Below are 24,855 nucleotides of genomic sequence, written 5' to 3' on the forward strand. Positions count from 1 at the left end.
ATAACAATTTGAGATATATTTAAGTTTATTTTTGTATACTTCCGCCCCACAAAAAAAGATAGGAAACATATGAGAATAACAATAACAAACGAAGAATTTAACAATATTCAAAAAATCTTAGTTCAAAATGATATATCGTTGTATGAGAGATTTAATGAAGAGTTTAAGAAGTCAATTTTATCGTGTACACCAAAGAAAATAAAAGCTACAAATAAAGCAAACATAGCAAAAAGAAGAAAAAGTAGAAATGCAATAACAAATGCAGTTAATATGTTAAGATTTGAAGATAGAGATATTACAGTTTATAGTGTGGCTAAAACAGCTGCTATTAGCTATAACACTGCTAAACAATACAAAGATTTTATTCTGGCTCAATAAACTACAAAATAGCTTTCAAAACAAAATATATACAAATAAACTTATATAGTTTATTTGGTATTTTTCAAAATAATACAACAAAATGAAACACTAGCATCCCCCTCATACACAAGTTTAAAAGTTAAATATGCTAAAATCAATTTTTAAAACTATAAATATCAAGGTGTGTTGTGTCTATTTTTACTTTACAATCGTTAGCAGGTGGATTTCTAGATGAAGATTTAGAACATTTTAATAAAAAATTTGATGATTGGTGCGTCCAATTTGATAGTTATGAAAAAGCTATGAATAAAGTGAAAACTCTTGATAATCAAGAGTCTATAGATGTTGTAGAAATCACGCCACTAAGTTATCCAAAATATTTTTTTAGAGAGTTACAAGGCACTATTTATACAACAAGACAAATAGAAGATAAAATTGTCTGTGTTGTGGAGCCATATATGGGTTCTAGCTTTAGAATCGCAATATGCGATCTTAAAACAAAAAATGTAAGACTAACAAAAACCAACTACAAAAATATCCCAAGTATCGAAGCTGCTTTTGCTAATTTTGGAGAGTAATTGTTGTTTGTTAATTTTAAGAGAAATATCTTTTAGCTGATTAATTTTTATAAAAAATACTGCCAATAAACCAAAGCAACAACTGTTACCATTAAAATTGCCAGAATATTTATAAAAAACCCAAAACTTGCCATTTGTTTTACTTTTACAGCTCCGCTACTCATGGCTATTGCATTTGGTGGAGTGGCGATTGGTAGCATGAAAGCATATGAAGCACAGATTGTGGCTACCATTAGAATTAGAGTCATATTTATATTTGCAACTTGTCCTAGTGAATAGATTATTGGCAAAGCAATTGAAATAAGTGCTGTATTTGATGTGATTTCAGTTGTAAATGTAATCATACTAGCGATTATTAAAATAAGTAAAATCACTGGTAAATCTGTTAAAGACAACATATAATTTGCAACTTCATTAGCAAGACCTGTTTTTGAAAAAGCTGCTGCTATTGTAAATCCTGCTCCAAATAAGAAGATAATCTCATAAGGAATATTTTTAGCATCTTCCCACTCAATAAAGCCAATTTTTGGAACAAACATCAAAAGTCCAAAGCTTAATAATATAGCAGTTTCATCTAAACCAAGTCCTGAATAATAAGGCTCAATTTTTGAATTAACCAAAAGTGTAATAACCAAACCTAGTAGTATAAATAATAATCTTTTTTGCTTTGGTAATAAAACTTCTTTTGCTTTTATCTCTTTGTCAAGAACAACATCACCTAAACCCAAAGACAAAATAAAAGGTATAACAATAAGCATTAATAAAGCCAAAGGGCCTGTTAAAAACATCCATTGAATAAAAGCAATTGGTTCAATTGAGTGTTGTTGCATAAAGCCTAAAAGTATCAAATTTGGTGGTGTTCCAATTGGTGTAACAATACCTCCAATACTACAACCATAAGCAATAGCAAGGGCAAGTCTAGCTTTAAATTTTAAATCTTCTGTTAAAAATATAGCAATAGGAAGTAAAAGTAAAGCTGTTGTTGAGTTTGATAAAACAGAACTTAGAAGTGCTGCTGTTATGGATAATGAGAATATCATTCCCCTTGGAGTATTTGGAAAGATTGTTAATAATTTATTTGAAATATATTTATGCAAATTTATCTTTTGAGTGGCGATTGCAATCATAAAACCACCCATAAATAAAAATATAGTAGTATTAGAATAATTTGTAGTTGCACTTTTTATGTCCAATATTCCAAAAGCTGGAAACAACACAATAGGAAGTAGTGAAACTACTCCAATTGGTAAAGCTTCATTTGTCCATAAAATTACAAAAAGAACAATCAAAGCTATTAAAGTAGAATGTTGAGTATTAAAAAACATATTTGAAAGGAAAAAAAATCCTATTGCCACCACTATCGATAAAAATATATTTTTCAAAACAAACTCCTAATTTATTTTTGTTTAGGTCTAAATGGTTTTATAACCTCTTCATTGCACTCTAGAAATGGTCCTTCCATTAAATCTATACAATAAGGGATTGCAGGGAAAACTGCATCTAAGCACTCTCTTATTGATTTTGGTTTTCCAGGAAGATTTACTATTAATGAACTTCCTCTAAGACCTGCTGTTTGTCTTGAAAGAATAGCAGTTGGTACAAACTTTAAAGACTCAGCACGCATTAACTCTCCAAAACCTGGCATCATTCTATCACATACAGCTTCTGTGGCTTCAGGTGTTACATCCCTTGTTGCTGGTCCTGTTCCACCTGTTGTTACAACTAAACAACATTTTTCATTGTCAACTAAATCTTTCATTGTATCTTCAAGAGTTTTTTGATCATCTTCAATACATCTATAAATAGGTTCCCAAGAAGATGTTAAATAATCATTTAAAGTATCAATAATTGCTTTTCCTGATAAATCTTCGTAGATTCCCTTACTTGCTCTATCTGAAGCTGTAATAATTCCAATTTTTGCTATTTTTTCACTCATAATAAATGTCCTTTTTCTTTTATATAATATACCGTTGCAAATTCTTTAAAAAATTCTTGTGCTTTTGAAGCATCAATTATTTTATCATTTCCACCTAAATAAACTTCAATCTTCACACCTTTTTCAATAAGCTTTTGAAGCTTTTCTTCACTCCATTCATAATAAAGAAGTTCTTGTAGTTCTTCAATACTTCCTAATTTGAAATACTTTGAAATATCTAAATCTAGAGGAGAAAGAACATTTGATAAAAAAGTTTGACAATAGGCATTTGCATCTTTTTTGAAATACATAACTTGGGTTCTTTTAAATTTTTCATCTTTAGTTTGAAAGTAAGCGGGAGAAAAAAGTTGAAGTTTATCAACTCTTTTATTTGAATTTAAGACATCTTCAAAAGCCTTTACAGCCCCATAAGAAAAACCTGAAACTGTAAAATCATTTTGAATTATATAATCTTTAAATAATTCAGATTCTTCAAAAAAACAGAAACCTGAAAAGTATTTTTTAGATATCATCAAGAGTAATTACCTCGTTTTTAAGCATTACATTTTTTAATCTATTTATTTCTTCAGCATTTTGTGATAGTTCAGATCTTAATTCATTTTTTATATTTGTAAGAAGATCTTCAACGGAATTTACCATTTTGTATTTATTAACTACATCAGTTGCTGTTTTAAAAGCTGATTCTAAATCTTCATGATTTATTGCGTATTTTTCTTTTTTTATAACTTCAACACCAATGAATCCCGCTAAATCTCTTTTAATATTTTCACATAATTCATGATATGAAGGATATGCTGAATTTAGTTTTTGAACACTTTCATCAAATAAAGCTACTTTTGTTTTTGAAATAAACGCTTTGCTAGCTTGGTAAATAGATAAAATTTCTTTTTGTTTTTCATCTAATATTTTTATTTGTTTTTTTCCAAACTCTAGTTTGTTTTTTGCAATTAAAATATCATCATTATCAAGTATTTTTTTGTCATTTTTAATCATATTTAATAAAGCTTCGTTAATTAAAGTTGCAAGTGCTGCTGAGCTAAATCCTGCTGTTTCATTAACTAATCTTTCAATATTTATTTCATGATTTCTATTATTTAAATATAACTCTAAGATTTTCTTTCTATCATCAATATTTGGAAGACCAACATGAACACGTCTATCAAATCTTCCTGCTCTTAAAAGAGCATCATCTAAAACTTCGATTTTATTAGTTGCAGCTATTACAATAACTCCATTATCTCCATCAAATCCATCCATTTGAGTTAGAAGTTCATTTAATGTTGATTCTCTCTCATCATTTGATTTTCCACTTCTTGCTTTTCCAACGGCATCAATTTCATCAATAAATATAATAGCAGGAGCATTTTGTTTTGCTTTTGCAAAAAGTTCACGAACTTTTTTTGCACCCATTCCAACATAAATATGTACAAAACTAGCACCACTTTGATAAAAAAATGGAACATCTGCTTCACCTGCAACGGCACGTGCTATCAAAGTTTTTCCAACACCCGGAGGTCCTACTAATAGAACACCTTTTGGAAGTTTTATACCAAATTCAAGATATTTTTTAGGATTATTTAAAAAATCAACAATCTCTTCAAGCTCTTCTTTTATCTCTTTTATCCCAGCTATATCTTTAAAGGTAATATTAGAACTAACAGCTTGTATATTTGAGTTTAAATCATCTTGCACTACTTTTGCTTGACTTTTTGTAAGTTCAGTATCAAAAGCTGATTTCTCTTCTTTTTTACCCTTATTAAAAAATGCTCTTACTTTGTCTTGTTTTACTTTTAATAATAAAGCTAAAAAAAGTAGAATAAATAAGAAGATAATTCCTATATAATAAGAACTACCTTGAATATGTGAACTACTTTTATAAATAGTATAAACAAATAATATCAGCAATACAACTGCTGACATAGCCATCAATTTAAAGTTTTTTTCTAAATTTTTTTCTAAATCTTTATTATTTGAATCTTGCGACATTTTTATCAGCCTTTACTTCATAGTCATCTATAAAAACCCAATCCCCAATTAAATCTACAGGTGAATCAATTTCTATTTGATTAAAAAATTGATCAAACCCTATATATTTTCCATTTTTTTCTTGCTCTATTAAAATTTCTAATGTTTTAGTATTTGCTTTTCTAAAATCATAGTTCTTTTGCTCAATTATTTTTGTTAATTCATTGTATCTTATTTTTGCAATATCGCCTTTTACTTCAGGCTTCATAGTTGCACTTGGTGTTCCATCTCTTTTTGAATAAGTAAAGGCATGAATATGAGTTAAAGGAAATTTATGTAGATTTTCCATAGCTTCTTTCCATAATGCATCTGTTTCACCTGGATGTCCAACAATAAAATCAGTTCCTAATGCATAACCATTTTCTTTTAGGAACTCAAAAAGTTCTAAATCTGATAATACTTTATTTCTTCTATTCATAATTTTTAACATCTCTTTTGAAGTATGTTGAAGAGCAATATGAAGATGTTTTGCCATAAATGGCTCATTTATAATTTCTTTAAATTCATCATCAATTTGAATAGGTTCAATACTTCCCATTCTAATTCTTCTAACACCTTTTATTAAAGACATTTTTTTAAGAAGTTTTGCCATTGAAGTGTGTTGTTTTTTACCATAAGATCCAACATTTGTTCCAGTTAAAATAAACTCTCCAAAACCATTAGCAGCAAGTGTTGTAACTTGCTCTAGAATCTTATCTTCACTATAAGATCTTGCATCTCCTCTTACATAAGGAATAATACAATATGAACATCTAAAATCACAACCCTCTTGGATTTTGATAAATGCCCTACTCTTACCTACAAATTCTTCAACAATAGTTTCATCAATATGTGTTAAATCACCTGCATGGAAAAATCTCTCTTCTTGTAATAAAAGCTCATTAATCTTTTCTTTTTCAGAGTGTCCAAAAAGTGAATCTACTTTATTTTCTTTAAAAAGATTTTCACCTTTAGTCCAAACTCCACATCCAGTAAATACAACCCTTGGGTCTTTTGGAAGTTTTTTAAGTCCACTTATATAACCACGAGCTGTACTATCAGCGCTATTTGTAACTGTACATGAGTTAATAATAACAACATCAGCTTTAGATTCATCTTGTGTTACTTCAAAATCTTTTAAATTACTCATCATAACTTGAGTATCAAATACGTTTGTTCTACAACCAAAAGTTTTAAAATATACTTTTGGTTTTTCTTTTGCAAAATTCATAAATATTTATTCCTAATTTATCTTCTAATTATTTCATCTTCTAAATCTTTTGGTTGCTCTCTTCTTTTTGAAGCTACACCATAAGGATTATCTGTTCTATTAATATTAATTTGTTGAGTTGGGTATGCAATATGAATATCATCTTCTTTCATAAATGCATCTAAAATCTCTGGACTTATTGTACTTCTTAAAACAAGCGCTGCGTATGAGTTTGTTAAATACCAAGATGAGATAACAATACCGTGAGGTTCAACAAAAGTAAAAACTCTAGGCTCAACTCCTGTTGCTCTTAATTGATATTTATTTCTCATTTTAGATAACTGTTTTCTTGTTATATCTGTATAACCTTTTGAATAATGCTTTAAAATATCTCTAGCTAATCTTTGAGCTTTTTTGTGATTTGAATCAAATGTAATAGCAATATCAATTCCATCCCAAACAGTTCTAAGACCTGAGTGTGTATAGTTTGCTATCATTTCAGAGAAGATATAGTTATTTGGAATAAAGAAAATTCTTCCTGTTCTTCTATTTGTTGTATATGAAGTAAGTGTAATATCTTCTCTAATTGTAATTTTAAATAATGAAATATCAAGAACATCTCCAACAGCTTCAACACCATTTCTATTTACTTTTATTCTATCTCCCACTTGAATAGATCCAGAAGTTACTATAACCATCCATCCAAAAATTGACATAAACCAATCTTTTAGAGCAATAGCAATACCAGCAGATGCAAATCCAAGAATAGTAACTAAATATGAAACATTGTCAATATATGAGAAAAGTAAAACCATAATAATCAAAAAGAACAAAGTAAAATTGATTATTTTGTTTGTCATATAATAATTTTCATTTTGAGAAAAATATTTTTTTAATGCAAGTTTTACTAAAAATGCAATAACAGATAAAATTACTATTATTATAAAAATAACCAACATTTTTTGAATTTGTTGAGATATTTGATTTTTTATCTCTAAAATAACTTGTTCAATTTTTCTTGTATATACTTCTTCTGTTGTTGTTACAATCTCAAGAACCATTGAAAAATCTTTTTTCTGCTTATCTAAGAAAGTGATTTTTTCTTTATATTCTGCTTTTTGATCAAGATTAAATAATTCTAAATATAGAACTAATTCTTCATCTAGCCTAAGAGTAAGAACATCAATCTCTTTTTCCAAAGTATTAAATTGCTTCTTATTGTTTTCTAATTTTTTAATATGTGATAAAGCGTTAATAATTCCAAAAGGATTTGTTATATTTTCATATATACCAATTTCAGGAGGATTTATAAGGCCTCCGATTGGTGAACCTTTATATTCATTTATTAATTCAAGCTCGTTTTCTTTTACTCTAATTTTATTATGTAATTGATAAACTTGTTCTTCAATAGTATTATTCTTTCTTTTTAAAGAATCTTTTAATGAAGCTAATTCAGTAGAAATTTTACTGTATGAAACATAATTTGAATATCTTTTTAATAAAATATTATCTTTTAATTCAAAATCTATTTTTGATATTTTTTCAAGCAAAACATTGATTTGTGAAATATTTTGCATATCTAATTCTTTTGTTTTAAGGTCTTGTAATTCTTGCTTTCTTTTTAATTCAAGCTCTTTTTGAGCTTCATCATATTTTTCTTTTATAATCTTTTGTTCGATTTGTTTGACTTCAGCTTTGTCTTTTTTATCAACAACAACTGAAGATGTTGTACTAAGAGGTGCTTCTTCTTCTGCAAAAACAAAGCAAGTAAATAATACTAAAATTAATATTTTCTTAATCAATTTAAAAACCTTTTAATATTTGTATAACATCATTTTTTGTAATTTCATTAGTGATTTTACAATCTCCTAATCCTATTGGAAGAATAAATTTTATTTTATTATCCAGTGACTTTTTATCTAAGAAAAAATGCTCATAAAAATCTTCAACATCTTTGATTTTATAAGTTGTTGGGATATCATATTTTTCTAATAAATTTTTTACTCTTAGTTCTTCATCTTTACTCATAAGTCCAATTTTCACTGCTAGTGCGTTTGCCATGCACATACCAATTCCAACAGCTTCACCATGTAAATATGTATTATAGTTTGTTTCATTTTCAATTACATGTCCAAAAGTATGGCCATAGTTTAGAGCTGCTCGTATTCCTAACTCTTTTTCATCTTGAGAAACAACATCTGCTTTTGTTTGAACAGATTTTGCAATTGCTATTCTAATATTTTTTTCATCATTTAAATCATTTTGCTCTAACCATTCAAAAAAATCTTTATTAAAAGTAACTGCCATTTTTACAATTTCTGCAACACCTGCACCAAACTCTCTTTTTGGAAGAGTTTTAAGCATAGAAGGGTCAATATAAACAGCTATTGGCTGATGAAAAGCACCAATTAGGTTTTTACCAAACTTATTATTTATACCTGTTTTTCCACCAACACTTGCATCAACTTGGGAAAGTAGCGTTGTTGGAATTTGAACAAAATCAATTCCTCTTTGATAAATTGAAGCTGCAAAACCAGTCATATCACCAATAACACCACCACCGAAAGCCACAAGTAATGATTTTCTATCAAGTCTTTGTGTAAAACAGTGAGCTAAAATATCTTCGATTGTTTGCATATGTTTATATTCTTCTCCATCAGGGATTATACAAACACTAAGCTCTTTGGCATTTAATTTTGATTTTAAATAATCTAAATGAAATCCACTAACAGTTGGATTTGTAACAATTACAACTTTTCTATCAAAGTAAATTTCATTTAATTCATCTATAAAAATTTCATAAGAATTATCGTGGGGTAAAGTAATTTTAACAGTCATTTTTATTTATCCAAATATTTATTTAATTAGTTTTCTATATTATCTAAAAAAAACTAAAAATAGATTGAAAGCCCTCGTAATAAGGGCTAAAAACAATAATATTATATTCTAATCAAAATTTAGATACAATAGATAAAAATTAAGATTAGAAGGAAGTATTATTAAAACTTTTACATCAATGAACTTAGATGAAAAAATCATAAGTGCACTAAAAGATTTAGACTATGAAGAAGCTACGGAAATACAAAAAAAAGCTATTCCAATTGCTTTAAAAAGAAGAGATATATTAGCAGCTGCTCAAAGTGGTACAGGTAAAACTGCTGCATTTTTATTACCTATATTAGCAGAATTATTAGAAACAAAACAAACAAAAACTATTCTTAGAACTTTAATTTTAGTTCCTACAAGAGAATTAGCAAGTCAAATATCAAAAGCAGTTGAAGATTTTTCAAAATATATGGATATATCATCTCTTGCAATGGTTGGTGGAGTTTCAACAAAAGATCAAGAGAAAAAAATAGCAAAAGGTATCGATATTTTAGTGGCAACATCAGGAAGACTAATGGAACACTTAAAAAATGGAACAGTTGATCTATCAAGTGTTACGACTGTAGTAATTGACGAAGTTGATACAATGCTTGATATGGGATTTTTAGAAGATATTGAAAAAATTCTTCCAAATGTAGGTCCGAAACGACAAATCATGATGTTCTCTGCAACTATGAATCAAAATGTAAAAAAACTTGCAAAAGAATTTTTAAAAGATCCAGTTGTAATCGAAGTTGCTCAACAAAGATCAGCTGTAAAAATCATCGATCAACAAATTGTTTTGGTAGATGAAGCTAATAAAGCAGCAGCACTATCATATATCATTGGTTCAAACAATTATTCACAAGTTTTAGTATTTGTAAATATGAAAATAGAAGCTGATACATTAGTTGAACATTTAGAATTAGATGGATTAACAGCTGGTTGTATTCATGGTGATGTTAGACAAACAGCACGTGCAAAAGTTATGAGAAAATTCAAATCAGGTGATATTAGAGTTTTAGTAGCAACTGATATTGCAGCTCGTGGAATTGATATTCAACTTCTGCCTATTGTTGTAAACTATGCTTTACCGGAAACAACAGCTGATTATACACATAGAATTGGAAGAACAGGACGAGCTGGAAATCCAGGTATTGCCCTTACTCTTTTAAGCGTTAAAGATTATAAAATGATGATAGAAATTGAAAAAGATTTAATTATCAATATTCCAAGACGTGAAATTGAAGGTTTTGAAGCAACTGAAAAAAAACCAAGACTTTTCAAAGCTAGACCAAAACAATTAAGTGTAAAAATGGCAGAAGCTAAAAAAGCTGCTAAAAAATCAGGTTTTGCTAAAAATACTATAGCTAAAGATGTTAAAAAGAAAAAAACTACAAAAAGAGATGCAAATAGAAGTTTTGCTAAAAAGTAAGAGAAGCTAAGGCTTCTCTTTAACTATTTTATTATTTCATTCCCTCATAAATTTCTTTTATAGCATCCATAAAAAACCTATGATGATTTGGAGTTTTTGCAACTCTATAATCTTTTATTCCCAATTCTTCTGCAACTTCTAAATACTCCATATCAAGCTCATATTCTGTCTCTGAATTATCAACAGTAAAAGATATTGGATATATAATTACTTTTGATTTAATCTCTTTTAATTTATCTTCCATATAAGGTCTTAACCATTCCATTGGGCCTAATCTTGATTGATAAGCTACGTGTATTTTTTTAAAAGATATATTTTGCTCTTCTAACTCTTTCTTTGCAAATTCAACATTTGCTAAAATATGTTTTTGATACAAATCACCCTTATCTATAATTCTTTGTGTTAATCCATGAGCTGAGAATATTAGTTCAAATTCTTGTGAATCTTCACCTTTTAAAGCCTCTTTTATTCGCTCAACTATTGCTTTATTGTAAAGTTTATTATCATAGTAAGAATCTATTGTTTTTATTTTTTTATCTAAATTATATTTTTTAGCAATTTTTACAAAATCTTCAATTGATGATTTTGTTGTTGTACTTGAATAATGTGGATACATAGGAATTGCATAAATTTCATCATAATTTACAAGTTTTGGCATAACATCACTTGCAAATGGAGGCGTGTATCTCATTTCATAAAATACGTCTGCATCAAGTTCTTTATTTAATCTTCTTACAAGTCTTTTTGTATGTCCAACAATAGGTGACATTCCACCTAATTTATGATAGTTTTCTTGTGATTCTTTTAATCTTTTTGTGATTATTATTTGTCCTATCATTGCTCTTATTGGCTGTGGAGCTCCGATTATATATTTATCATTGAACATATTTCTTAAAAAAACTTTTACTTCACCTATATTGTTTGGTCCACCCATGTTCATTAAAACTACTGCTCTTTTCAAAACTTCTCCTACTTTCTTTCTAAAATTTCTTTTGTAATTTTATGTCTGAAATCAAACATCTTTTGTAAATCTTTTAAAACAAAACCTTCAAGTAGTTTTCCTAGTATCCCCAAAGGCATTTTAAAAGTTATTACATCTTTTAATTCACTCATATTTCCATGTTTTATAAATATATGTTTATGTTCCCAAAAAGCAAAAGGTGATTTTAATGCAAAATCAACTAATAAGTTTGGACTATCAATTTTCTCTATTTTAACTTCCCAATTCATTGGTATAAAATATTTAGTACTTTTTATTTTCAATATTTGTGATTTAACAGGTTTAAAATCTTTTGTTAATAATTCCACTTTAGTATCAGGAGGCGTAATATATGTTAGATTATTTGTATCTAAGTGAAAATCAAAAAGAGATTTCGTATCACAATTAATATATGAACTTTTAATAAATGTTTGCATTTTTTCTCCTTGTACCAATATTTTATACAAGGAGAGTTTACAAGAAAGGATGTGTATTTAGTAGGTGTTTTTTGTCTGTTTATAATTTATTATAAACTTCTTCGTTCAATATACTCACGGAACTCTTTTGCTCCATCTTTAGAACTTGTTATTACTTCTGTAATTCCATCAAAAGAGATTTGAAGTTTTGATTGCTCTACACTTCTCATTGATTTTATTTTATCTACATTTACAATATAAGATCTGTGGATTCTAAAGAAATTTCTATCTGATAATAATGTTTCTAAATCCCCTATTTTTCTTCTTACGTAAGCATCTGCTTCTTTTATTTTTATAATTACTTCGTCTAAATCAGCTTTAATATAATAAATATCATCTATATCAATAAGATATAATTTATCCCCTCTTTTCCCTAAAATCTTTTTAGAATCATTTGAAGATACTTTAAAAGATTTGATTTTATCTAAAATATTTTTTATATCAATTGACTCAATAGGTTTTACTAAATATCCCATTCCACCATTTTTAAAAGCCTCTAAAGCAAATTCTTCATAAGCTGTTTGAAATACAATAAAAGTTTTTGGCTCTATTTGAATAATAGAATCAGCAAGTTCTAAACCTGTTATATTTGGCATTGAAATATCTAAAAAAACAACATCAAATCTTGTTTTTGTTATCTCTTTTAATGCTTCTATTGGATTATCAAAAGCGGTTATATCTTCAACTCCATTTTCATTTAATAATCTTTTTAATCTGCTTAAAGCTAACTTCTCATCATCAACAATCATTACTTTCAAAACTAATCCTTTAAAATGTCCCATTTTAAAGGGACCATCTAATTTAATGTCTACTTTTTAACGATGAATAAAATTCATCTAAAAGTAGCAAAATCCTAAAGAAGGCAACGAGTTGCCTTTTATCTATTTTAATTCAATTACAAATTGCATTTTATCTTCTAAAACATTAGCAGATAAAGTACCGATTTTCTGTAATTTTAATCTACTTTTTAAATTTGTTAAACCTGTACCAAAGTTTATTTCTTTTGTTATTTTTCCATCGTTTTCTACTATTATTTTATCTTTTAAAAACTTAATATCTATATTTAAAATTTCTGATAAATACCCATGCTTTATAGCATTTTCAACAAGTAGCTGAATTGAGAACTTAGGTATTTTAATATTTTTATACTCATCATAATTTTCAATATTTAAAACTATTTTTTCATCAAATCTTATATTTTCAATATTAACATATGTTTGCACCATTGAAATCTCAGTTTCAAGTTTTATTAAACTATCTTTACTTATTGCATTTCTTAAGAATTTAGAAATATGTATGATTGCATGTTCCGCTTTCTTTGGGTCTTGATAAACTAGTTCTGATACAGAATTCAAAGCATTAAATAAGAAATGAGGATTAAGTTCATTTTCCAAAGCTTTTAATTTTGTCTCTAACATTTGACTTTTTATAGATTCATTTTTATATTTCATAGAAATAAATTGATGTAAAATCAATCCAACTAAAAAAGTTAGAAATCCAATAGTAATAGAAATATAAATCCAAAAAGATGAAAGAATATAAATAATTTTAAAATCACCAAAGGAAAAAAGAAGAAAGGAAAAAGAAAAACCTAAAAAACCTGATAAAAAAGAAAAGATAAAACTAATCAAATACCAAAATTTCTGTTTTACCTTTGGAAGAATAAATTTATTCGAAATTGTAATTAAAAAAAATGAAAATAACGAGATAAAAATAGCACTTGATGTACTAAAAATAATTGTAGAAATATTTTGTAAATCATAACTTAAAAAATAAAAACACAAAGAAATAAAAAATCCAAAAAATGCACCAATAATGGTTATGTAAATCCAATCTTTTAATGTGATTTTTAATTCAACGCTTTGCATTTAATTCCTTTTCACAATAAATCATTTTAATACCAATCAACTAATTGCAAATTTTCAACCCTTTGAAACTCTTTTGTATTTCTAGTGACTAAAATAAGATTATTAGCTTTTGCACAACCTGCAATTAAAACATCTATAGAGCCTATTGGTGTTCCTTTTTTTTCTAAATCTGCTCTTATTTTTGCACTTTGAATAGCCTCTTTTTGAGTGAAATCAATTATTGTAAGTTGAGATAAAAGTCTTTTTAGTTGTTCTTCACTTTTTTGACTATCATTTGATTTTGCAATCCCAACTTCAAGTTCATAAACTACAATTGAGGGAATAAAAATCTCTTTTGGGGAAATATTAAATAAGTTTTTTGAAATATCACCTAAACCTTTGAAAAAATAAATTATTGTATTTGTATCTAATAAATACATTTAAAACTCTTCTCTTTTTATGTCTATTGTATTATTTCTTATCTCTTCAAGTGTTGGAAAATCATTCCATGAACCACTTAAATTTTTTATATCTTCATTCCAACTATTATTTAGTTTTTGCTCAATTGCATTTGAGATATATTTACTTATTGATTGCCCTGTATTTTTAGCTACTTCTTTTATTTTTTCTTCTAAATTATTATCTATATAAATTGTTATTTGTGCCATTTTGAACTCCATAATATAAGTGTACTTATAAGTGTATTATATTTTATTTAATTCTTTGTTTAAAACATTAACTCCAATAGCAACACCAGGCCAGCCTTGTCCTGCAAAAACTGTATCTCCTACATTGTATAATCCTTTAAAAGGAGTATTACAAGAAGGTAGGCTAAAAGCTGATTTTATGTTTATTGGTTTTCCACCACAATTTGTTCTATTTATAAAAGAGTAAAAAGTTTTAGAAGTTGCTGCGAAACTTCTTGTGATATTTTCTTCTTTTACAGTATCAAAATATTTTAAAAACTCTTTAATAATAAACTCTTTTGTTTCTTCTTTTTTCTCTTCATACTCTTTTTTTGTTAAGCCTTCCCAAAATATTGCTTTTGAGTGAGTTGAGATTGTAAGACTTAATCCATCTTTTGACATTTTTTCATCATTAATATCACTTAATGAAACAAAAAATGAGTTTGAAATACAATTTGGAATTTGTTTATTTAAAACTATTTGATAGTGATGTATTAACTCTTTTTTGATATTTAATTTCAGATAAACAACAAAAGCACTTTGATCACCAAATTTAAATCCTTGAAAATATGATTTTATTTTTTCATCTTCAAAAAGTTTTGAGCTGTCAAAAATAGTTGAATTTAAAACTACTTTATTACATAAATATTCATCTTTTGTGGTTTTTAAAATATATTGCTTATCATTTTTTTGTATTGATATTACTTGTTCATTTTTATTAACTTTTACATCTTTTAATAAATCTTCAATTAGTTTTCCCATTCCACCATTTACATAAAAAACCTTATGAAAAGGATATGCTAAACCTAAACTCATAGATAAAAGTGTTGCATTTTGAGATGTAGTTTGAAGAGTTATTAAAAGTTGTGAATCAATAAAAGCTTTGTATTCAGCACTTATATTTGGCAAAGTATCATTTATAAATTTATCAGCACTTATAAGTAAATCTGTTTTAAACTCTTTTAAAAGCTCAAGAATAAAAATTGAAGATTTAAAAAAGGCTTTTAGAGAATATTTTGCAAAATAGATATGTTTTAATTTCCAGAATTTTTCATCTATTTGTTTTATCTTCGTCCAAAAAACTCTATTGTTTTTATGATAATAAACATTGTTTAACTGAGTTAAAAACTCTTCAAAATTTTGAACTCTATCTACTTTTTTATTTCCTTGAATATTTCTAATGGCAATTTCACTTTGTAAAATATCAGGTTTTAAACCAACTTTATCAAAAATATTTTTGATTATATGACCATTTTCGTATCCCACAAAAGTTGTAGCTCCTGAATTAAAATAAGCTCCAAATCTTTTAAAAGTAGATGCGCAACCCCCAAGATTATGATCTTTCTCAAAAACTACAATATCTTTATTTTTATTAAGTGCTGCTGTTAAAGAGCCACCTATTCCACTTCCAATAATAGCTATATCAATTTTTTTCATTATTAGCTCTTTTAAACTCATCTATTGCTCTTTTTCTAGAAAATTCTATACTAACAATTTGAGAAGGATAATCAAGGAAAATATTAGATTGAACACCATTTTCACTATGTATTTTTTTTGGCTCAACATCTTTTAACTCTTTTAATACTGATTTTATAAACACCGCTTCTTTATCAAATTTCGCAGATTGTAAATATGGATTAAAAATCCTAAAATATGGTACAGAATCAGCTCCAGTGCTAGCTGCCCACTGCCAAGAACCTATATTTGAGCTAGCTTCATAATCAAGAAGTTTAGAAGCAAAATATCTTTCACCTTTTTTCCAATTTACCAATAGATTTTTAGTCAAATATGATGAGACAATCATTCGAAGACGATTATGCATAGTTCCAGTTTGATTAAAGTGTCTCATAGCTGCATCTATTATTGGAACACCTGTTTTTCCTTCGCACCATTTTTGAAAAACTGTTTCATCTTCATTCCAATTTACATTTATACCATTTAGGTTTTCAAATTCACTTCTTGGAAAATGATATAAAATATAATTATAAAACTCTCTCCAAAAAAGTTCTCTGATAAAAAATTCTTTATTTTCAGTTCCACTTCGTAACTTTTTTATTTTATTAAAAGCTTCTCTTGGCGAGATTAATCCAAATCTTAAATGAACTGCTAAAGTTGAAGTTGCATTTTTATCAAAAAAATCTCTATCTACTTTGTAGTTATCTATTTTTAGGGCAAATTCTTTAATTAACTCATCTGCAGATTTTTGTAAAAAATCTACTAGTTTTTGAGCTTTGAAGCCAAGTTCTTCTAAAGTTGGTACTTTTTCATAATCAAAAGAAATCAATTTTAGATTTTCATTTCTATCAAGTTCTATTAGTTTATGCGAATCCCAAATAAATGATAGATTTTTATAATAAGGTGTAAAAACTTTATAAGGTGTTCCATCAGCTTTCAGACAATCATTTGGATGTGTAATAAATGAATCTGTAAAAGTTTGAATAGGAATAATCTGAGCTATTTGCTCATCTCTTTTTTTAGCATAATCATCAAAATCTATAGAGCATAAAATATTTTCAAAGCCTTCATTTTTTAGACTTTCAAAAACTTCTTTTGGACTTGAATGAAATATTGCTAAATCAAGTCCAATACTTTTTAACTCTTTTTTTAGATTTAAAACACTTTGATAAATAAAAGTAACTCTTTTATCATCACGTGATAGTTTATTCAAGATGTTTTTGTCAAAAATAAAAATAGGCAATACTTCATCTTTTGCAAAATGTAAAATTGCACTATCTGTGATTCTTAAATCTCGTCTAAACCATAAAATTTGTTTCATTACTTATAAGCCTTAACATCACTTCTTAGAGCTAACTCACTTGGATATGGATTTAAAAATTTTTGTACTTTTAAATACTGTACATCAAATCTGTTTACATATAAGTTGATTAGTTTCATAACTGCAATTAATGGAATGATTTTTTCTTTATACTCTTCTAAACTAGCTAAAATAATGTCCTTTTCTTCTTTTGTAATTAACTTTTTAAAGTATCCAAAAATATGAAGTAATACATTATATGTTTTGCTTACACTTCCTTTTAAAGAAATAGCTTTTAAAAACTCTTCTTTATACTCTTCTAAAACTTCGCCAAGTTGTTTTTTATCATGATTAGCAACTATTTTTCCAAGACTTGCATATGATTTTTGAGCTTTTGCGTAGATTAGATATTTATATGAAGTATGAAATATCACAAGATCATTAAAAGTAGGATTTGATTTTAAAAATTCATGAAAATGTTGATATGCAAAAATTTGCATTAAGAAGTTTTCCCTAAGCCAAGGATCGATTAACCTTCCTTCTTCTTCCATAGGTAAATAAGGATATTTCTCCTTTAATTGTTTAGCAAATAATCCAACTCCATTTTTAACACTTGGAGCATTTAAAGGTTTATATACTTTTACCCTTTCCATTCCACAAGTTGGAGATGCTGATTTTAAAATAAATCCACATAAATCATCATCTTTTACTTTATTTGCACATTCAACTGAGATATCTTCTAACTCTTTTGTTACATCTCTTGGATCTTTTTTTGTAGAAGTTAGAATTCGTAATTCTCCATCTTCATTTTGAACTTGTCTAATAGCTTCCCTTGGGCTTCCCCAGATAATAGTTTCAGGACAATAGGGAACAGTTTCAAAATATTTTTGTAAAATGTCAACTATAAATTTATCACTTGCGCCAACCCCATCATATCTACATTTTGTTCCAATTAAGCAAGATGATACACCTAGTTTCATTTTTTATCCTTTTTTTATTTTATTTTATAATAAAAAAGATAGTTTTAATAGTGTTAATTTAGCGATTAATAAATTTCAATATGTTCATTATCAAATATCAGCATAAAACTTTGATTCAAATTCCCACTTAACTTGAGCAAATACTTTTTTTATTTCTTCCAAGTTATTTGAATAAAATTCTCTTTTTATATTATCCAATTTAGATTGTATTTCTCGTTCTGCTTTTTTCCTATCATTGAAATACATATAATATTCTAGCTCATAATCTACAGGTACAGAAGTATTTAAATTTTTAATTCTTTTTTCAGGCTTATTTTTTGTCATACCAATTTTAAATCCATTAAAAAGATTATTTGAAAGTATGTAAACATATCCTTCATTCAATAATTCAATATTTTTTAATTTATATTCAATAAATTTATTGTTCCTATTATATAACTCAAATATTTTGCAATCTTTATATTTAATAATTTCCTTTAACTTATCTCTATATTTATAGGTTGTACATATATTCCCAAATGAATTGTATTTATTTAAATATTTTAATTTTTTACTTTCTTTATAATAAATATTTTCATAAGTCAGTTCATCATTATAATAATTTTTTTCAGAAAAAGTTTTAGAATTACTATAATCAATAATATACTTTATCTTTCTATCTTTATCATAAATTCTATACTCTGAGTTATTTGTATATATCATTAATAATTCATCAAATTCATTTTTATAAAATTGAATACTATTTTCTTCATAATCAAAATAAAAAATGGTATTTTTAATATTTATTTTTTGCTTGTGGTATAGGTGGTTAATCACTAAATTTCCTTGTTAAGTTATTTAATAATTATCACAAATTTTTATAAATAAATCAAAAAAGTATAAAAAGATTTACTACTTAATATAATTTATATAATATTAAGTTTATAGAGTTAAATTCATTCTTTTTAAAATTTCATAGGTTTTTGTCACATCATAAGTTGCACTATGATATTTATCTCCATCAAATTCTATTCCATAGTATAGACATGTTTCGTCTAATTTTGGATTTTTTAATCTTCCACTTTTTCCATAAACTTTTACTATGTTTTTATTTTCACTCATTGTGCAAATATGATTTTTAAAAGTAACTTTTCTGTCTATATGTCTTAACTCAAAAGAGATATTATGAGCTACTAAAGTATCACAATTTGAACAAAACTCTAAAAAATCATCATCTTCTGTAAAATAAGAACAATAAGATTTGTCTTTTCTATAATCTAAAATTAACTCAGGAGTAAGTCTATGAACCGCATAAGAGAAATAATTCACTGGATATCTTGATAAATAATATCTATGAAATTTATCTAAGATTTTATACTCCTTATCAATTCTAACAGCTGCTACTTCTATTACATCACCAATATTGCTACTATTTGTTTCAAAATCTATTATTATCATTTTATGGTTTTTTCTCTTTTTTCATAAATTATTTCTTTTATTTTTTGATAGTTTTTTTTATTTAAACTATCTATTTCATCTATTAAATATTCATATTTTTTATAGGTATTCCAAACATTTGAGCAGTGTTCAAATCTTTGCATTTTATATAACTCTATGCTAACACTTCCATTAACAAAGGCTTTTAAAATAAATGATTCTTTTCTTGTTGATTCATTGTTTTTGTACTTACGCCAAAGTTCTTCGAAAATATCATGTGATTCTACAAATTTATTTTGATCTAATAGCAGAATAATTTCTTCTAATTGTAAATTTATATCCATTTAAAGCCTATTTTTATTTAAAATATTATATCTAAAACTTAATAATGATTTAATCTAATTAGTACTAATATAAAGTATAGAATATTAAAAGGAGTATATTATGGAAATAAGTTCAAACTCAACGATAAACCAGAATCTTTATCTAAATAATAATCAAACCCTAAATAGAATAGCAACAGGTATTGAATTAAATCAATCAAGTGATAACTCTTCTGCCTTAGCAATTGCAAATAATCTTTTAGCTCAAGGGAATGGTTACTCAAAAGCTATAGAAAACACAAATTCAGCAATTGCATCAACACAAATAGCATCAAGTGCAATAACTGAACAATCAAGTATATTGGATAATATTAAAGAAAAACTTCTTCAAGCATCAACTGATACAACAAGTCAAGATGGAAGAGAAATGATTTTAAAAGATATTCAATCTCAACTTAATCAATTTGATCAAATTGCTAGTAGTACAAACTACAATGGACAATCGCTACTTCAAAATAGTGCAAGTGATAATTCAGCATCTCAAGCACAACAATATCAAGCTGGCTTAAACAGTGAAGATTTAATAGAAACAACTTCTGTTCAAGCAAATACAGAAGGTTTGGGATTAACAGCTCTCTCATCTCAAGATGCTACTTCATTTACTTCAAGTGCAGCAAAAGGATTTTTGCAAAGTGTAGATGATGCAATAAATAGTTTAAATGATATAAGAAGTGAATTTGGTTCTGTACAAAATCAGCTAGAAAGTTCAAATAGGAATTTAATGTCGCAAGAAACTAGTACTTTAAGTGCTGCTTCTGCAACTGATACAGACTATGCAAAAGAATCTGCAAATTTCTCAAAACAAAATATTATGGGACAAATTGGAGCTTTTAGTTTAGCTCAAGGAAATAATATAAATCAACAAATGGTAACTAGACTTCTTTCATAAAATGAAAGAAAATAAACGTTAGACTAAAAGTCTAACGTCTAGGAGGACCAGGATGTCTATCCCATCTACGATCTGGACCATGATGCCTTGGTATCATTCTATGTGGTGGCGGTCTATCAAAATCTCTATAAACAACAACTACTTGAGATGAAGGAACTCTTCTTTCATAATAATATCTATCATCATAGTAATAGTAATCATCTCTTATATATGTTGTAGTTCTTTCATAATTACCGCTATTATATGAGTTGTATCTATTATAATTATCATTGTCATAGTTATTATAATTTCTTGAATCTCTAGTACTATTTGCAACCGTTGCACCAATTAAACCACCTGCAACCCTAGCTACATCCTTTCCATTTCCTCTACCGATTTGATTACCTATTGCTACACCTATTGTTGCACCAACTATTGTATCTAATCCTATATCATTATTATTTCCAGCAAAAACTAGCGAACTTGATATAAAAAGTATTGATAATATTTTCTTCATTTTTGACTCCTAATAATCTATTAATTAAGGAAAGTATAGGTCATTATTGTGAAGGTATTGTGTACTATTTTAGTCTTCCAAAAATCTTATATTTCTCCCAATAACTATCTAATGCTTCATTTAATTTAGCATCTGTTAAATTAGTTTTTTTCTTTACTCCAAACCTTGTAATAAAAGACTCTGCCATTATAGTTTCTTCTTTTGTTGGATTTTTCAAATAAGCAAACATAGCTGCTTTTACTTTTGTTTCGCTACTATATTTTAATAAATATCTATAAAAATATTTATCAATAGTTACAGGCATTTTTTTATGACATCCAACACAATTCAAATCATAAATAACATCTTTGGTATTTTCTGCTAATAAAAAAGTTGTAAAGAAAATAAAAACTAAAAATATTTTTACCATGTAATACTCACTTTTGTTCCAATATTTATTTCAGATTCAACACTTATTTTCAAATTGTACTCTTTTGCAATCAAAGAAACAATATTTAATCCTATTCCAAATCCACCAACACTTTTATCAAATCTTGTATATCTTTCAAATAATGTAGCAAGATTTTCAGCACTTATACCTTTTCCACTATCTTCTATAATAAAACTATTTTCACTTAGAACTATTTTTATAGTTCCTGAAATTTTATTGTATTTAATTGCATTAGATAAAAGATTATCAATAAGTTTTGAAATTTTTTTATTATCACAAAATAAAAATACATCATCTTTAATATTTAGTTTAAAAGTGATTTTTTTCATAATTGCTAAACTTTTAAAGAAATCTACCCTTTGTTTTAAAATATTTGATAAATTAAGATCTTCATTATTTGAAATTATTTGATTATTTAATGTAACAAAAGTCAAATCTTCATAAATATTTGAAATAGTTTTTGCCCCTATTTCTATTCTATTTATTTTTTTTGCTAACTTTTCATCCAATAAGCTTTTATCAATCATTTCGATATTAGTAATTATTGCTGTTATTGGAGTATTTAATTCATGGGTTGTATCTTTAATAAATCTATCAAGAAGATGTAATGCATCTCTCATAGGTCTTAAGAAAAGTTTTGAAATAAAGTATCCAATAAGAATCATAAATAAAAAAGCTGCAAGAAAAGAAATAATCATTTTATACTTAATCTCTTCAAACCAAAGATGGTCATCTGGTATTTCAATGATTATATATTTACTTCCTAAGTAGTATGATTCAGGTTCTTTTATAAAATGTATTTGATTCCCGCTTGAATAAATAACATCATCCAAACTAATATTTGATGACTTTAAAGTTGAGAATATCTCTTTTTTATCACTATCAAAAATAGCTGACTCGTATTTTTCATTTCTTGGATAAATATTATGTTTGTCAATATTTACGTGTAAATCTTTTAATCTAATAACAAAATCGTTTGAATAATTTTGTAAAATTTGTCTTTTTTCTTGAAGCATTAAATCTTTTTGAAATTGGTAATACAAAAATGTAACAACACTTAATATCACTAAAACTAGGAATGAGTATAAAAGACTAAATCCTAAAAGTGTTCTAGTTTCACTACTGGTTAAATCTATACCCGAGTTTTTTAAGACTAACAATTTTATCTTTCCCTAATATTTTTCTTAGATTTTTTATATATGTTCGTAAAGAGTTATCACTATACTCTTCGTCATAATCCCAAACATGATCATAAATTCTATCATGAGATAAAAGTTCATTTGGATGTTGTAAAAAGAATTTTAAAAGCTTTAATTCTTTTAAATTTAGTTTTATTTCTTCATTATTGTTTTTTAACTCATTTGATATAGAATTAAATGTTATATTTTCTGTAATATTTATTACATCACTTTTTTGAGAAAATTCTCTTTTTAAAATAGTTTGTACGCGAAATAAAAGCTCTCTTAACTCAAATGGCTTTCTAATATAATCATCACAACCACTTATATATCCCTCTTCAAGAGAATTCATTGAATTTAAAGAAGTTGTGAAAATTGCTGGAACATTATTGTTTTGAGCTCTAATTTCTTTTAAAACATCAAAACCATTTTTATTAGGTACATTAACATCAAGAAGCAATAAGTCAAAATGATTTTCATAAATAGAAGAAATAGCATCATCTCCATCATAAACACAAACTACCTCAAATCCCTGTTCATCAAAGTATTCAGCAACAGTTTCACTTAAATTTAAATCATCTTCTAATAATAATATTTTATTTTTCATTTTGATCAAGCTTTTCTATAGTTTCTTTATATAAATTTCTTTCATCTTCTGTCATTGTAGAAATTCTTGAATTTAATTCTTTTATAAAAGAATCTTTATTTGCATCTTTCACATAACCAATAATTGCTATTAGTTCTTGAGTGCTCATTTCAGAATAATCTTCTTTTGCAAAAAGAGAGCTCACTATAAAAAGGAATATTAAGGCAATTTTTTTCATTTCACGCACTTTATTTTTATTTAATTGTAACATATTAAATGTATAATAATCGTTGTATATACTTTGTTATTTTGCAATAAATAACTTTTATTAACTATTTAAAAATAAATTTTAAGCTTTTATAAATAAATTTTCACTAAAATCAAGAAAAAAAAGAGAGTTATATGTTTAAAAATTTAATACTTCTAGGATGTGTAACATTCCTATTTAATGGCTGTTTTGGAGAAAAAAAAGAAGAAAAATGGACTGCATTTATTTACCCTGATAAGCAAGATACAAAGAAAAATATCAAAAGTCCTATAACTTTTAACTCATTAGAAGAATGTAAAAATGTTTCTATTTTAGAAATCAGAAATCAAAACTTAGAAAATATCGCATTTTTCAAATGTGGATTAAATTGTACTTATCATGAAGGTATGAAATTAGAAGTTTGTGAAAAAATGCTAAGTTCTACTGATAAATAGTATAAGGTAAATGATGAAAAAATTAAAGTATTTAAATATTTGTTACGATTTACAAGAAAATAATGAAAAATTCTATAATTATTTATCTTCTTATACAAGTAACCTTTTTAAATATGACAATGATGATGAATTGATTGAGTTAATAAACACAAAAGAAATACATTTAGTTGTTACAAAATATAATTTTGAGATACTAAGAAAAATTAGATCTTTGAATAATCAAATCCAAATAGTTGCTTTTTTAGATGAATTAAATCATACACATTTATTAGAAAGTTTAGAAATTGAGTATATAAAATTTATTAAATCACTAAATTGTGCAAATGAAATAATAGATACATTGATACATTGTATAGAAAATATAGATTCTAAAAAATCTAATATTATAAAGTTAGGTAATGACTTTATTTATGATTCTTATAATAAAACACTTTTTAAAAATGAACAAATTGTTCCTTTAACAAATAAAGAAAATTCGTTTTTATATTTTTTATTAAGAAATTATACTAAAGATATAAATTATGATGAGATAAATAAAGAAATTTGGAAAAATAAAATGAGTCCTGATGCACTTAGATCTTTGGTTAAAGAAATAAGAAAAAAAACATATAAAGATTTAATAAAAAATGTTTCAGACATAGGATATAGAGTAGATTTATAATAA

At 26.2% G+C, this 24,855-nt stretch carries 30 protein-coding genes; 6 read left to right on the top strand and 24 right to left on the bottom strand.

Annotated features, from left to right (window positions below):
- Positions 1–69 precede the first annotated feature (69 nt).
- Both AACT_RS08875 and AACT_RS08880 read left to right on the top strand, forming a co-directional pair.
- Positions 70–378: a hypothetical protein gene (locus AACT_RS08875; RefSeq protein WP_172126454.1), complete on the top strand. Its 309-nt coding sequence runs from the start codon at positions 70–72 to the stop codon at positions 376–378.
- Positions 379–548: 170 nt separating this feature from the next.
- Complete coding sequence (locus AACT_RS08880; protein WP_172126455.1) at positions 549–938, top strand: hypothetical protein; 390 nt, start codon at positions 549–551, stop codon at positions 936–938.
- A 47-nt stretch (positions 939–985) separates the two neighbouring features.
- Here AACT_RS08880 and AACT_RS08885 read toward each other — a convergent pair whose 3' ends face one another.
- The 7 genes from AACT_RS08885 to aroB are packed head-to-tail and all read right to left on the bottom strand — an operon-like array spanning position 986 to position 8,926.
- On the bottom strand, positions 986–2,320 hold the full coding sequence (locus AACT_RS08885; RefSeq protein ID WP_172126456.1) for an SLC13 family permease: 1,335 nt from the start codon (positions 2,318–2,320) through the stop codon (positions 986–988).
- A gap of 14 nt (positions 2,321–2,334) precedes the next feature.
- The gene (gene mog, locus AACT_RS08890) at positions 2,335–2,874 is read right to left on the bottom strand and encodes a molybdopterin adenylyltransferase (RefSeq protein WP_172126457.1); all 540 of its coding nucleotides are present in this window, start codon (positions 2,872–2,874) and stop codon (positions 2,335–2,337) included.
- On the bottom strand, positions 2,871–3,386 hold the full coding sequence (gene bioV, locus AACT_RS08895; protein ID WP_430385336.1) for a pimelyl-ACP methyl ester esterase BioV: 516 nt from the start codon (positions 3,384–3,386) through the stop codon (positions 2,871–2,873). The genes mog and bioV overlap by 4 nt, the downstream gene beginning before the upstream one ends.
- The gene (locus AACT_RS08900; RefSeq protein ID WP_172126459.1) at positions 3,376–4,860 is read right to left on the bottom strand and encodes an AAA family ATPase; all 1,485 of its coding nucleotides are present in this window, start codon (positions 4,858–4,860) and stop codon (positions 3,376–3,378) included. Before AACT_RS08900 ends, bioV begins: the two co-directional genes overlap by 11 nt.
- On the bottom strand, positions 4,841–6,109 hold the full coding sequence (gene mtaB / locus AACT_RS08905; RefSeq protein WP_172126460.1) for a tRNA (N(6)-L-threonylcarbamoyladenosine(37)-C(2))-methylthiotransferase MtaB: 1,269 nt from the start codon (positions 6,107–6,109) through the stop codon (positions 4,841–4,843). Before mtaB ends, AACT_RS08900 begins: the two co-directional genes overlap by 20 nt.
- Before the next feature lie 17 nt (positions 6,110–6,126).
- A complete protein-coding gene (locus tag AACT_RS08910) occupies positions 6,127–7,890 on the bottom strand; it encodes a mechanosensitive ion channel family protein (protein ID WP_172126461.1) in 1,764 nt (587 codons plus the stop codon).
- A 1-nt stretch (position 7,891) separates the two neighbouring features.
- Positions 7,892–8,926 carry a 3-dehydroquinate synthase gene (gene aroB, locus AACT_RS08915; RefSeq protein ID WP_172126462.1) on the bottom strand — a complete coding sequence of 345 codons (1,035 nt, stop codon included), beginning with the start codon at positions 8,924–8,926 and terminating at the stop codon, positions 7,892–7,894.
- 178 nt (positions 8,927–9,104) lie between these two features.
- Here aroB and AACT_RS08920 point away from each other — a divergent pair, with 178 nt between their 5' ends.
- Entirely contained in the window at positions 9,105–10,388 is a 1,284-nt protein-coding gene (locus AACT_RS08920; RefSeq protein WP_172126463.1) for a DEAD/DEAH box helicase, read from the top strand.
- Between the two features lie 31 nt (positions 10,389–10,419).
- On the opposite strand, the gene hemH is transcribed toward AACT_RS08920, so the two are convergent.
- The 12 genes from hemH to AACT_RS08980 all read right to left on the bottom strand — a co-directional run bounded on the left by hemH (position 10,420) and on the right by AACT_RS08980 (position 19,871).
- On the bottom strand, positions 10,420–11,349 hold the full coding sequence (hemH, locus tag AACT_RS08925; RefSeq protein ID WP_172126464.1) for a ferrochelatase: 930 nt from the start codon (positions 11,347–11,349) through the stop codon (positions 10,420–10,422).
- An 8-nt stretch (positions 11,350–11,357) separates the two neighbouring features.
- The gene (locus AACT_RS08930) at positions 11,358–11,804 is read right to left on the bottom strand and encodes an SRPBCC family protein (RefSeq protein ID WP_172126465.1); all 447 of its coding nucleotides are present in this window, start codon (positions 11,802–11,804) and stop codon (positions 11,358–11,360) included.
- An 89-nt stretch (positions 11,805–11,893) separates the two neighbouring features.
- Positions 11,894–12,592 (bottom strand): LytR/AlgR family response regulator transcription factor, encoded by a 699-nt coding sequence (locus AACT_RS08935; RefSeq protein WP_228720575.1) that lies wholly within the window; start codon positions 12,590–12,592, stop codon positions 11,894–11,896.
- A gap of 132 nt (positions 12,593–12,724) precedes the next feature.
- Entirely contained in the window at positions 12,725–13,711 is a 987-nt protein-coding gene (locus AACT_RS08940; protein WP_172126467.1) for a sensor histidine kinase, read from the bottom strand.
- Positions 13,712–13,737: 26 nt separating this feature from the next.
- On the bottom strand, positions 13,738–14,130 hold the full coding sequence (locus AACT_RS08945) for a type II toxin-antitoxin system VapC family toxin (RefSeq protein ID WP_172126468.1): 393 nt from the start codon (positions 14,128–14,130) through the stop codon (positions 13,738–13,740).
- Positions 14,131–14,358, bottom strand: coding sequence for a DUF6364 family protein (locus tag AACT_RS08950; RefSeq protein ID WP_172126469.1), 228 nt, complete (start codon positions 14,356–14,358; stop codon positions 14,131–14,133).
- A gap of 36 nt (positions 14,359–14,394) precedes the next feature.
- The gene (locus AACT_RS08955) at positions 14,395–15,813 is read right to left on the bottom strand and encodes an NAD(P)-binding protein (protein ID WP_172126470.1); all 1,419 of its coding nucleotides are present in this window, start codon (positions 15,811–15,813) and stop codon (positions 14,395–14,397) included.
- Positions 15,800–17,152: a cryptochrome/photolyase family protein gene (locus AACT_RS08960; RefSeq protein ID WP_172126471.1), complete on the bottom strand. Its 1,353-nt coding sequence runs from the start codon at positions 17,150–17,152 to the stop codon at positions 15,800–15,802. The genes AACT_RS08955 and AACT_RS08960 overlap by 14 nt, the downstream gene beginning before the upstream one ends.
- Positions 17,152–18,111 carry a YbgA family protein gene (locus tag AACT_RS08965; protein WP_172126472.1) on the bottom strand — a complete coding sequence of 320 codons (960 nt, stop codon included), beginning with the start codon at positions 18,109–18,111 and terminating at the stop codon, positions 17,152–17,154. The genes AACT_RS08960 and AACT_RS08965 overlap by 1 nt, the downstream gene beginning before the upstream one ends.
- 90 nt (positions 18,112–18,201) lie before the next feature.
- Positions 18,202–18,927, bottom strand: a complete 726-nt coding sequence (locus AACT_RS08970; RefSeq protein ID WP_172126473.1) for a GIY-YIG nuclease family protein — start codon at positions 18,925–18,927, stop codon at positions 18,202–18,204.
- A 105-nt stretch (positions 18,928–19,032) separates the two neighbouring features.
- Positions 19,033–19,548: a 3'-5' exonuclease gene (locus AACT_RS08975; protein WP_172126474.1), complete on the bottom strand. Its 516-nt coding sequence runs from the start codon at positions 19,546–19,548 to the stop codon at positions 19,033–19,035.
- A complete protein-coding gene (locus tag AACT_RS08980) occupies positions 19,545–19,871 on the bottom strand; it encodes a DUF309 domain-containing protein (protein ID WP_172126475.1) in 327 nt (108 codons plus the stop codon). Before AACT_RS08980 ends, AACT_RS08975 begins: the two co-directional genes overlap by 4 nt.
- A 100-nt stretch (positions 19,872–19,971) precedes the next feature.
- On the opposite strand from AACT_RS08980, the gene AACT_RS08985 reads away from it, so the two are divergent.
- Positions 19,972–20,799, top strand: coding sequence for a flagellin N-terminal helical domain-containing protein (locus tag AACT_RS08985; RefSeq protein WP_172126476.1), 828 nt, complete (start codon positions 19,972–19,974; stop codon positions 20,797–20,799).
- Between the two features lie 31 nt (positions 20,800–20,830).
- On the opposite strand, the gene AACT_RS08990 is transcribed toward AACT_RS08985, so the two are convergent.
- The 5 genes from AACT_RS08990 to AACT_RS09010 all read right to left on the bottom strand — a co-directional run bounded on the left by AACT_RS08990 (position 20,831) and on the right by AACT_RS09010 (position 23,727).
- Positions 20,831–21,295, bottom strand: coding sequence for a glycine zipper 2TM domain-containing protein (locus AACT_RS08990; protein WP_172126477.1), 465 nt, complete (start codon positions 21,293–21,295; stop codon positions 20,831–20,833).
- 64 nt (positions 21,296–21,359) lie between these two features.
- The gene (locus AACT_RS08995) at positions 21,360–21,704 is read right to left on the bottom strand and encodes a hypothetical protein (RefSeq protein ID WP_172126478.1); all 345 of its coding nucleotides are present in this window, start codon (positions 21,702–21,704) and stop codon (positions 21,360–21,362) included.
- Positions 21,698–22,885: a sensor histidine kinase gene (locus AACT_RS09000; RefSeq protein ID WP_172126479.1), complete on the bottom strand. Its 1,188-nt coding sequence runs from the start codon at positions 22,883–22,885 to the stop codon at positions 21,698–21,700. The genes AACT_RS08995 and AACT_RS09000 overlap by 7 nt, the downstream gene beginning before the upstream one ends.
- Positions 22,845–23,510, bottom strand: a complete 666-nt coding sequence (locus AACT_RS09005) for a response regulator transcription factor (protein ID WP_172126480.1) — start codon at positions 23,508–23,510, stop codon at positions 22,845–22,847. The genes AACT_RS09000 and AACT_RS09005 overlap by 41 nt, the downstream gene beginning before the upstream one ends.
- Positions 23,500–23,727: a DUF1104 domain-containing protein gene (locus AACT_RS09010; RefSeq protein WP_172126481.1), complete on the bottom strand. Its 228-nt coding sequence runs from the start codon at positions 23,725–23,727 to the stop codon at positions 23,500–23,502. The genes AACT_RS09005 and AACT_RS09010 overlap by 11 nt, the downstream gene beginning before the upstream one ends.
- A 164-nt stretch (positions 23,728–23,891) precedes the next feature.
- Between AACT_RS09010 and AACT_RS09015 the strand changes: the two genes are divergently transcribed.
- A complete protein-coding gene (locus AACT_RS09015; protein ID WP_172126483.1) occupies positions 23,892–24,191 on the top strand; it encodes a hypothetical protein in 300 nt (99 codons plus the stop codon).
- 13 nt (positions 24,192–24,204) lie between these two features.
- Entirely contained in the window at positions 24,205–24,852 is a 648-nt protein-coding gene (locus AACT_RS09020; RefSeq protein ID WP_172126484.1) for a helix-turn-helix domain-containing protein, read from the top strand.
- Positions 24,853–24,855 lie beyond the last annotated feature (3 nt).

Source organism: Arcobacter acticola (assembly GCF_013177675.1).
GTDB classification, from domain to species: Bacteria; Campylobacterota; Campylobacteria; order Campylobacterales; family Arcobacteraceae; genus Aliarcobacter; species Aliarcobacter acticola.

Excerpts from the sequence above, each read along its gene's own strand:
- AACT_RS08875 (WP_172126454.1), top strand. The coding sequence starts at position 70 with ATGAGAATAACAATAACAAACGAAGAATTTAACAATATTCAAAAAATC.
- mog (WP_172126457.1), bottom strand. The coding sequence starts at position 2,874 with ATGAGTGAAAAAATAGCAAAAATTGGAATTATTACAGCTTCAGATAGA.
- bioV (WP_430385336.1), bottom strand. The coding sequence starts at position 3,386 with ATGATATCTAAAAAATACTTTTCAGGTTTCTGTTTTTTTGAAGAATCT.
- AACT_RS08900 (WP_172126459.1), bottom strand. The coding sequence starts at position 4,860 with ATGTCGCAAGATTCAAATAATAAAGATTTAGAAAAAAATTTAGAAAAA.
- mtaB (WP_172126460.1), bottom strand. The coding sequence starts at position 6,109 with ATGAATTTTGCAAAAGAAAAACCAAAAGTATATTTTAAAACTTTTGGT.
- aroB (WP_172126462.1), bottom strand. The coding sequence starts at position 8,926 with ATGACTGTTAAAATTACTTTACCCCACGATAATTCTTATGAAATTTTT.
- AACT_RS08920 (WP_172126463.1), top strand. The coding sequence starts at position 9,105 with ATGAACTTAGATGAAAAAATCATAAGTGCACTAAAAGATTTAGACTAT.
- AACT_RS08930 (WP_172126465.1), bottom strand. The coding sequence starts at position 11,804 with ATGCAAACATTTATTAAAAGTTCATATATTAATTGTGATACGAAATCT.
- AACT_RS08935 (WP_228720575.1), bottom strand. The coding sequence starts at position 12,592 with ATGATTGTTGATGATGAGAAGTTAGCTTTAAGCAGATTAAAAAGATTA.
- AACT_RS08940 (WP_172126467.1), bottom strand. The coding sequence starts at position 13,711 with ATGCAAAGCGTTGAATTAAAAATCACATTAAAAGATTGGATTTACATA.
- AACT_RS08945 (WP_172126468.1), bottom strand. The coding sequence starts at position 14,130 with ATGTATTTATTAGATACAAATACAATAATTTATTTTTTCAAAGGTTTA.
- AACT_RS08950 (WP_172126469.1), bottom strand. The coding sequence starts at position 14,358 with ATGGCACAAATAACAATTTATATAGATAATAATTTAGAAGAAAAAATA.
- AACT_RS08955 (WP_172126470.1), bottom strand. The coding sequence starts at position 15,813 with ATGAAAAAAATTGATATAGCTATTATTGGAAGTGGAATAGGTGGCTCT.
- AACT_RS08960 (WP_172126471.1), bottom strand. The coding sequence starts at position 17,152 with ATGAAACAAATTTTATGGTTTAGACGAGATTTAAGAATCACAGATAGT.
- AACT_RS08965 (WP_172126472.1), bottom strand. The coding sequence starts at position 18,111 with ATGAAACTAGGTGTATCATCTTGCTTAATTGGAACAAAATGTAGATAT.
- AACT_RS08975 (WP_172126474.1), bottom strand. The coding sequence starts at position 19,548 with ATGATAATAATAGATTTTGAAACAAATAGTAGCAATATTGGTGATGTA.
- AACT_RS08980 (WP_172126475.1), bottom strand. The coding sequence starts at position 19,871 with ATGGATATAAATTTACAATTAGAAGAAATTATTCTGCTATTAGATCAA.
- AACT_RS08985 (WP_172126476.1), top strand. The coding sequence starts at position 19,972 with ATGGAAATAAGTTCAAACTCAACGATAAACCAGAATCTTTATCTAAAT.
- AACT_RS08990 (WP_172126477.1), bottom strand. The coding sequence starts at position 21,295 with ATGAAGAAAATATTATCAATACTTTTTATATCAAGTTCGCTAGTTTTT.
- AACT_RS08995 (WP_172126478.1), bottom strand. The coding sequence starts at position 21,704 with ATGGTAAAAATATTTTTAGTTTTTATTTTCTTTACAACTTTTTTATTA.
- AACT_RS09005 (WP_172126480.1), bottom strand. The coding sequence starts at position 23,510 with ATGAAAAATAAAATATTATTATTAGAAGATGATTTAAATTTAAGTGAA.
- AACT_RS09010 (WP_172126481.1), bottom strand. The coding sequence starts at position 23,727 with ATGAAAAAAATTGCCTTAATATTCCTTTTTATAGTGAGCTCTCTTTTT.
- AACT_RS09015 (WP_172126483.1), top strand. The coding sequence starts at position 23,892 with ATGTTTAAAAATTTAATACTTCTAGGATGTGTAACATTCCTATTTAAT.
- AACT_RS09020 (WP_172126484.1), top strand. The coding sequence starts at position 24,205 with ATGAAAAAATTAAAGTATTTAAATATTTGTTACGATTTACAAGAAAAT.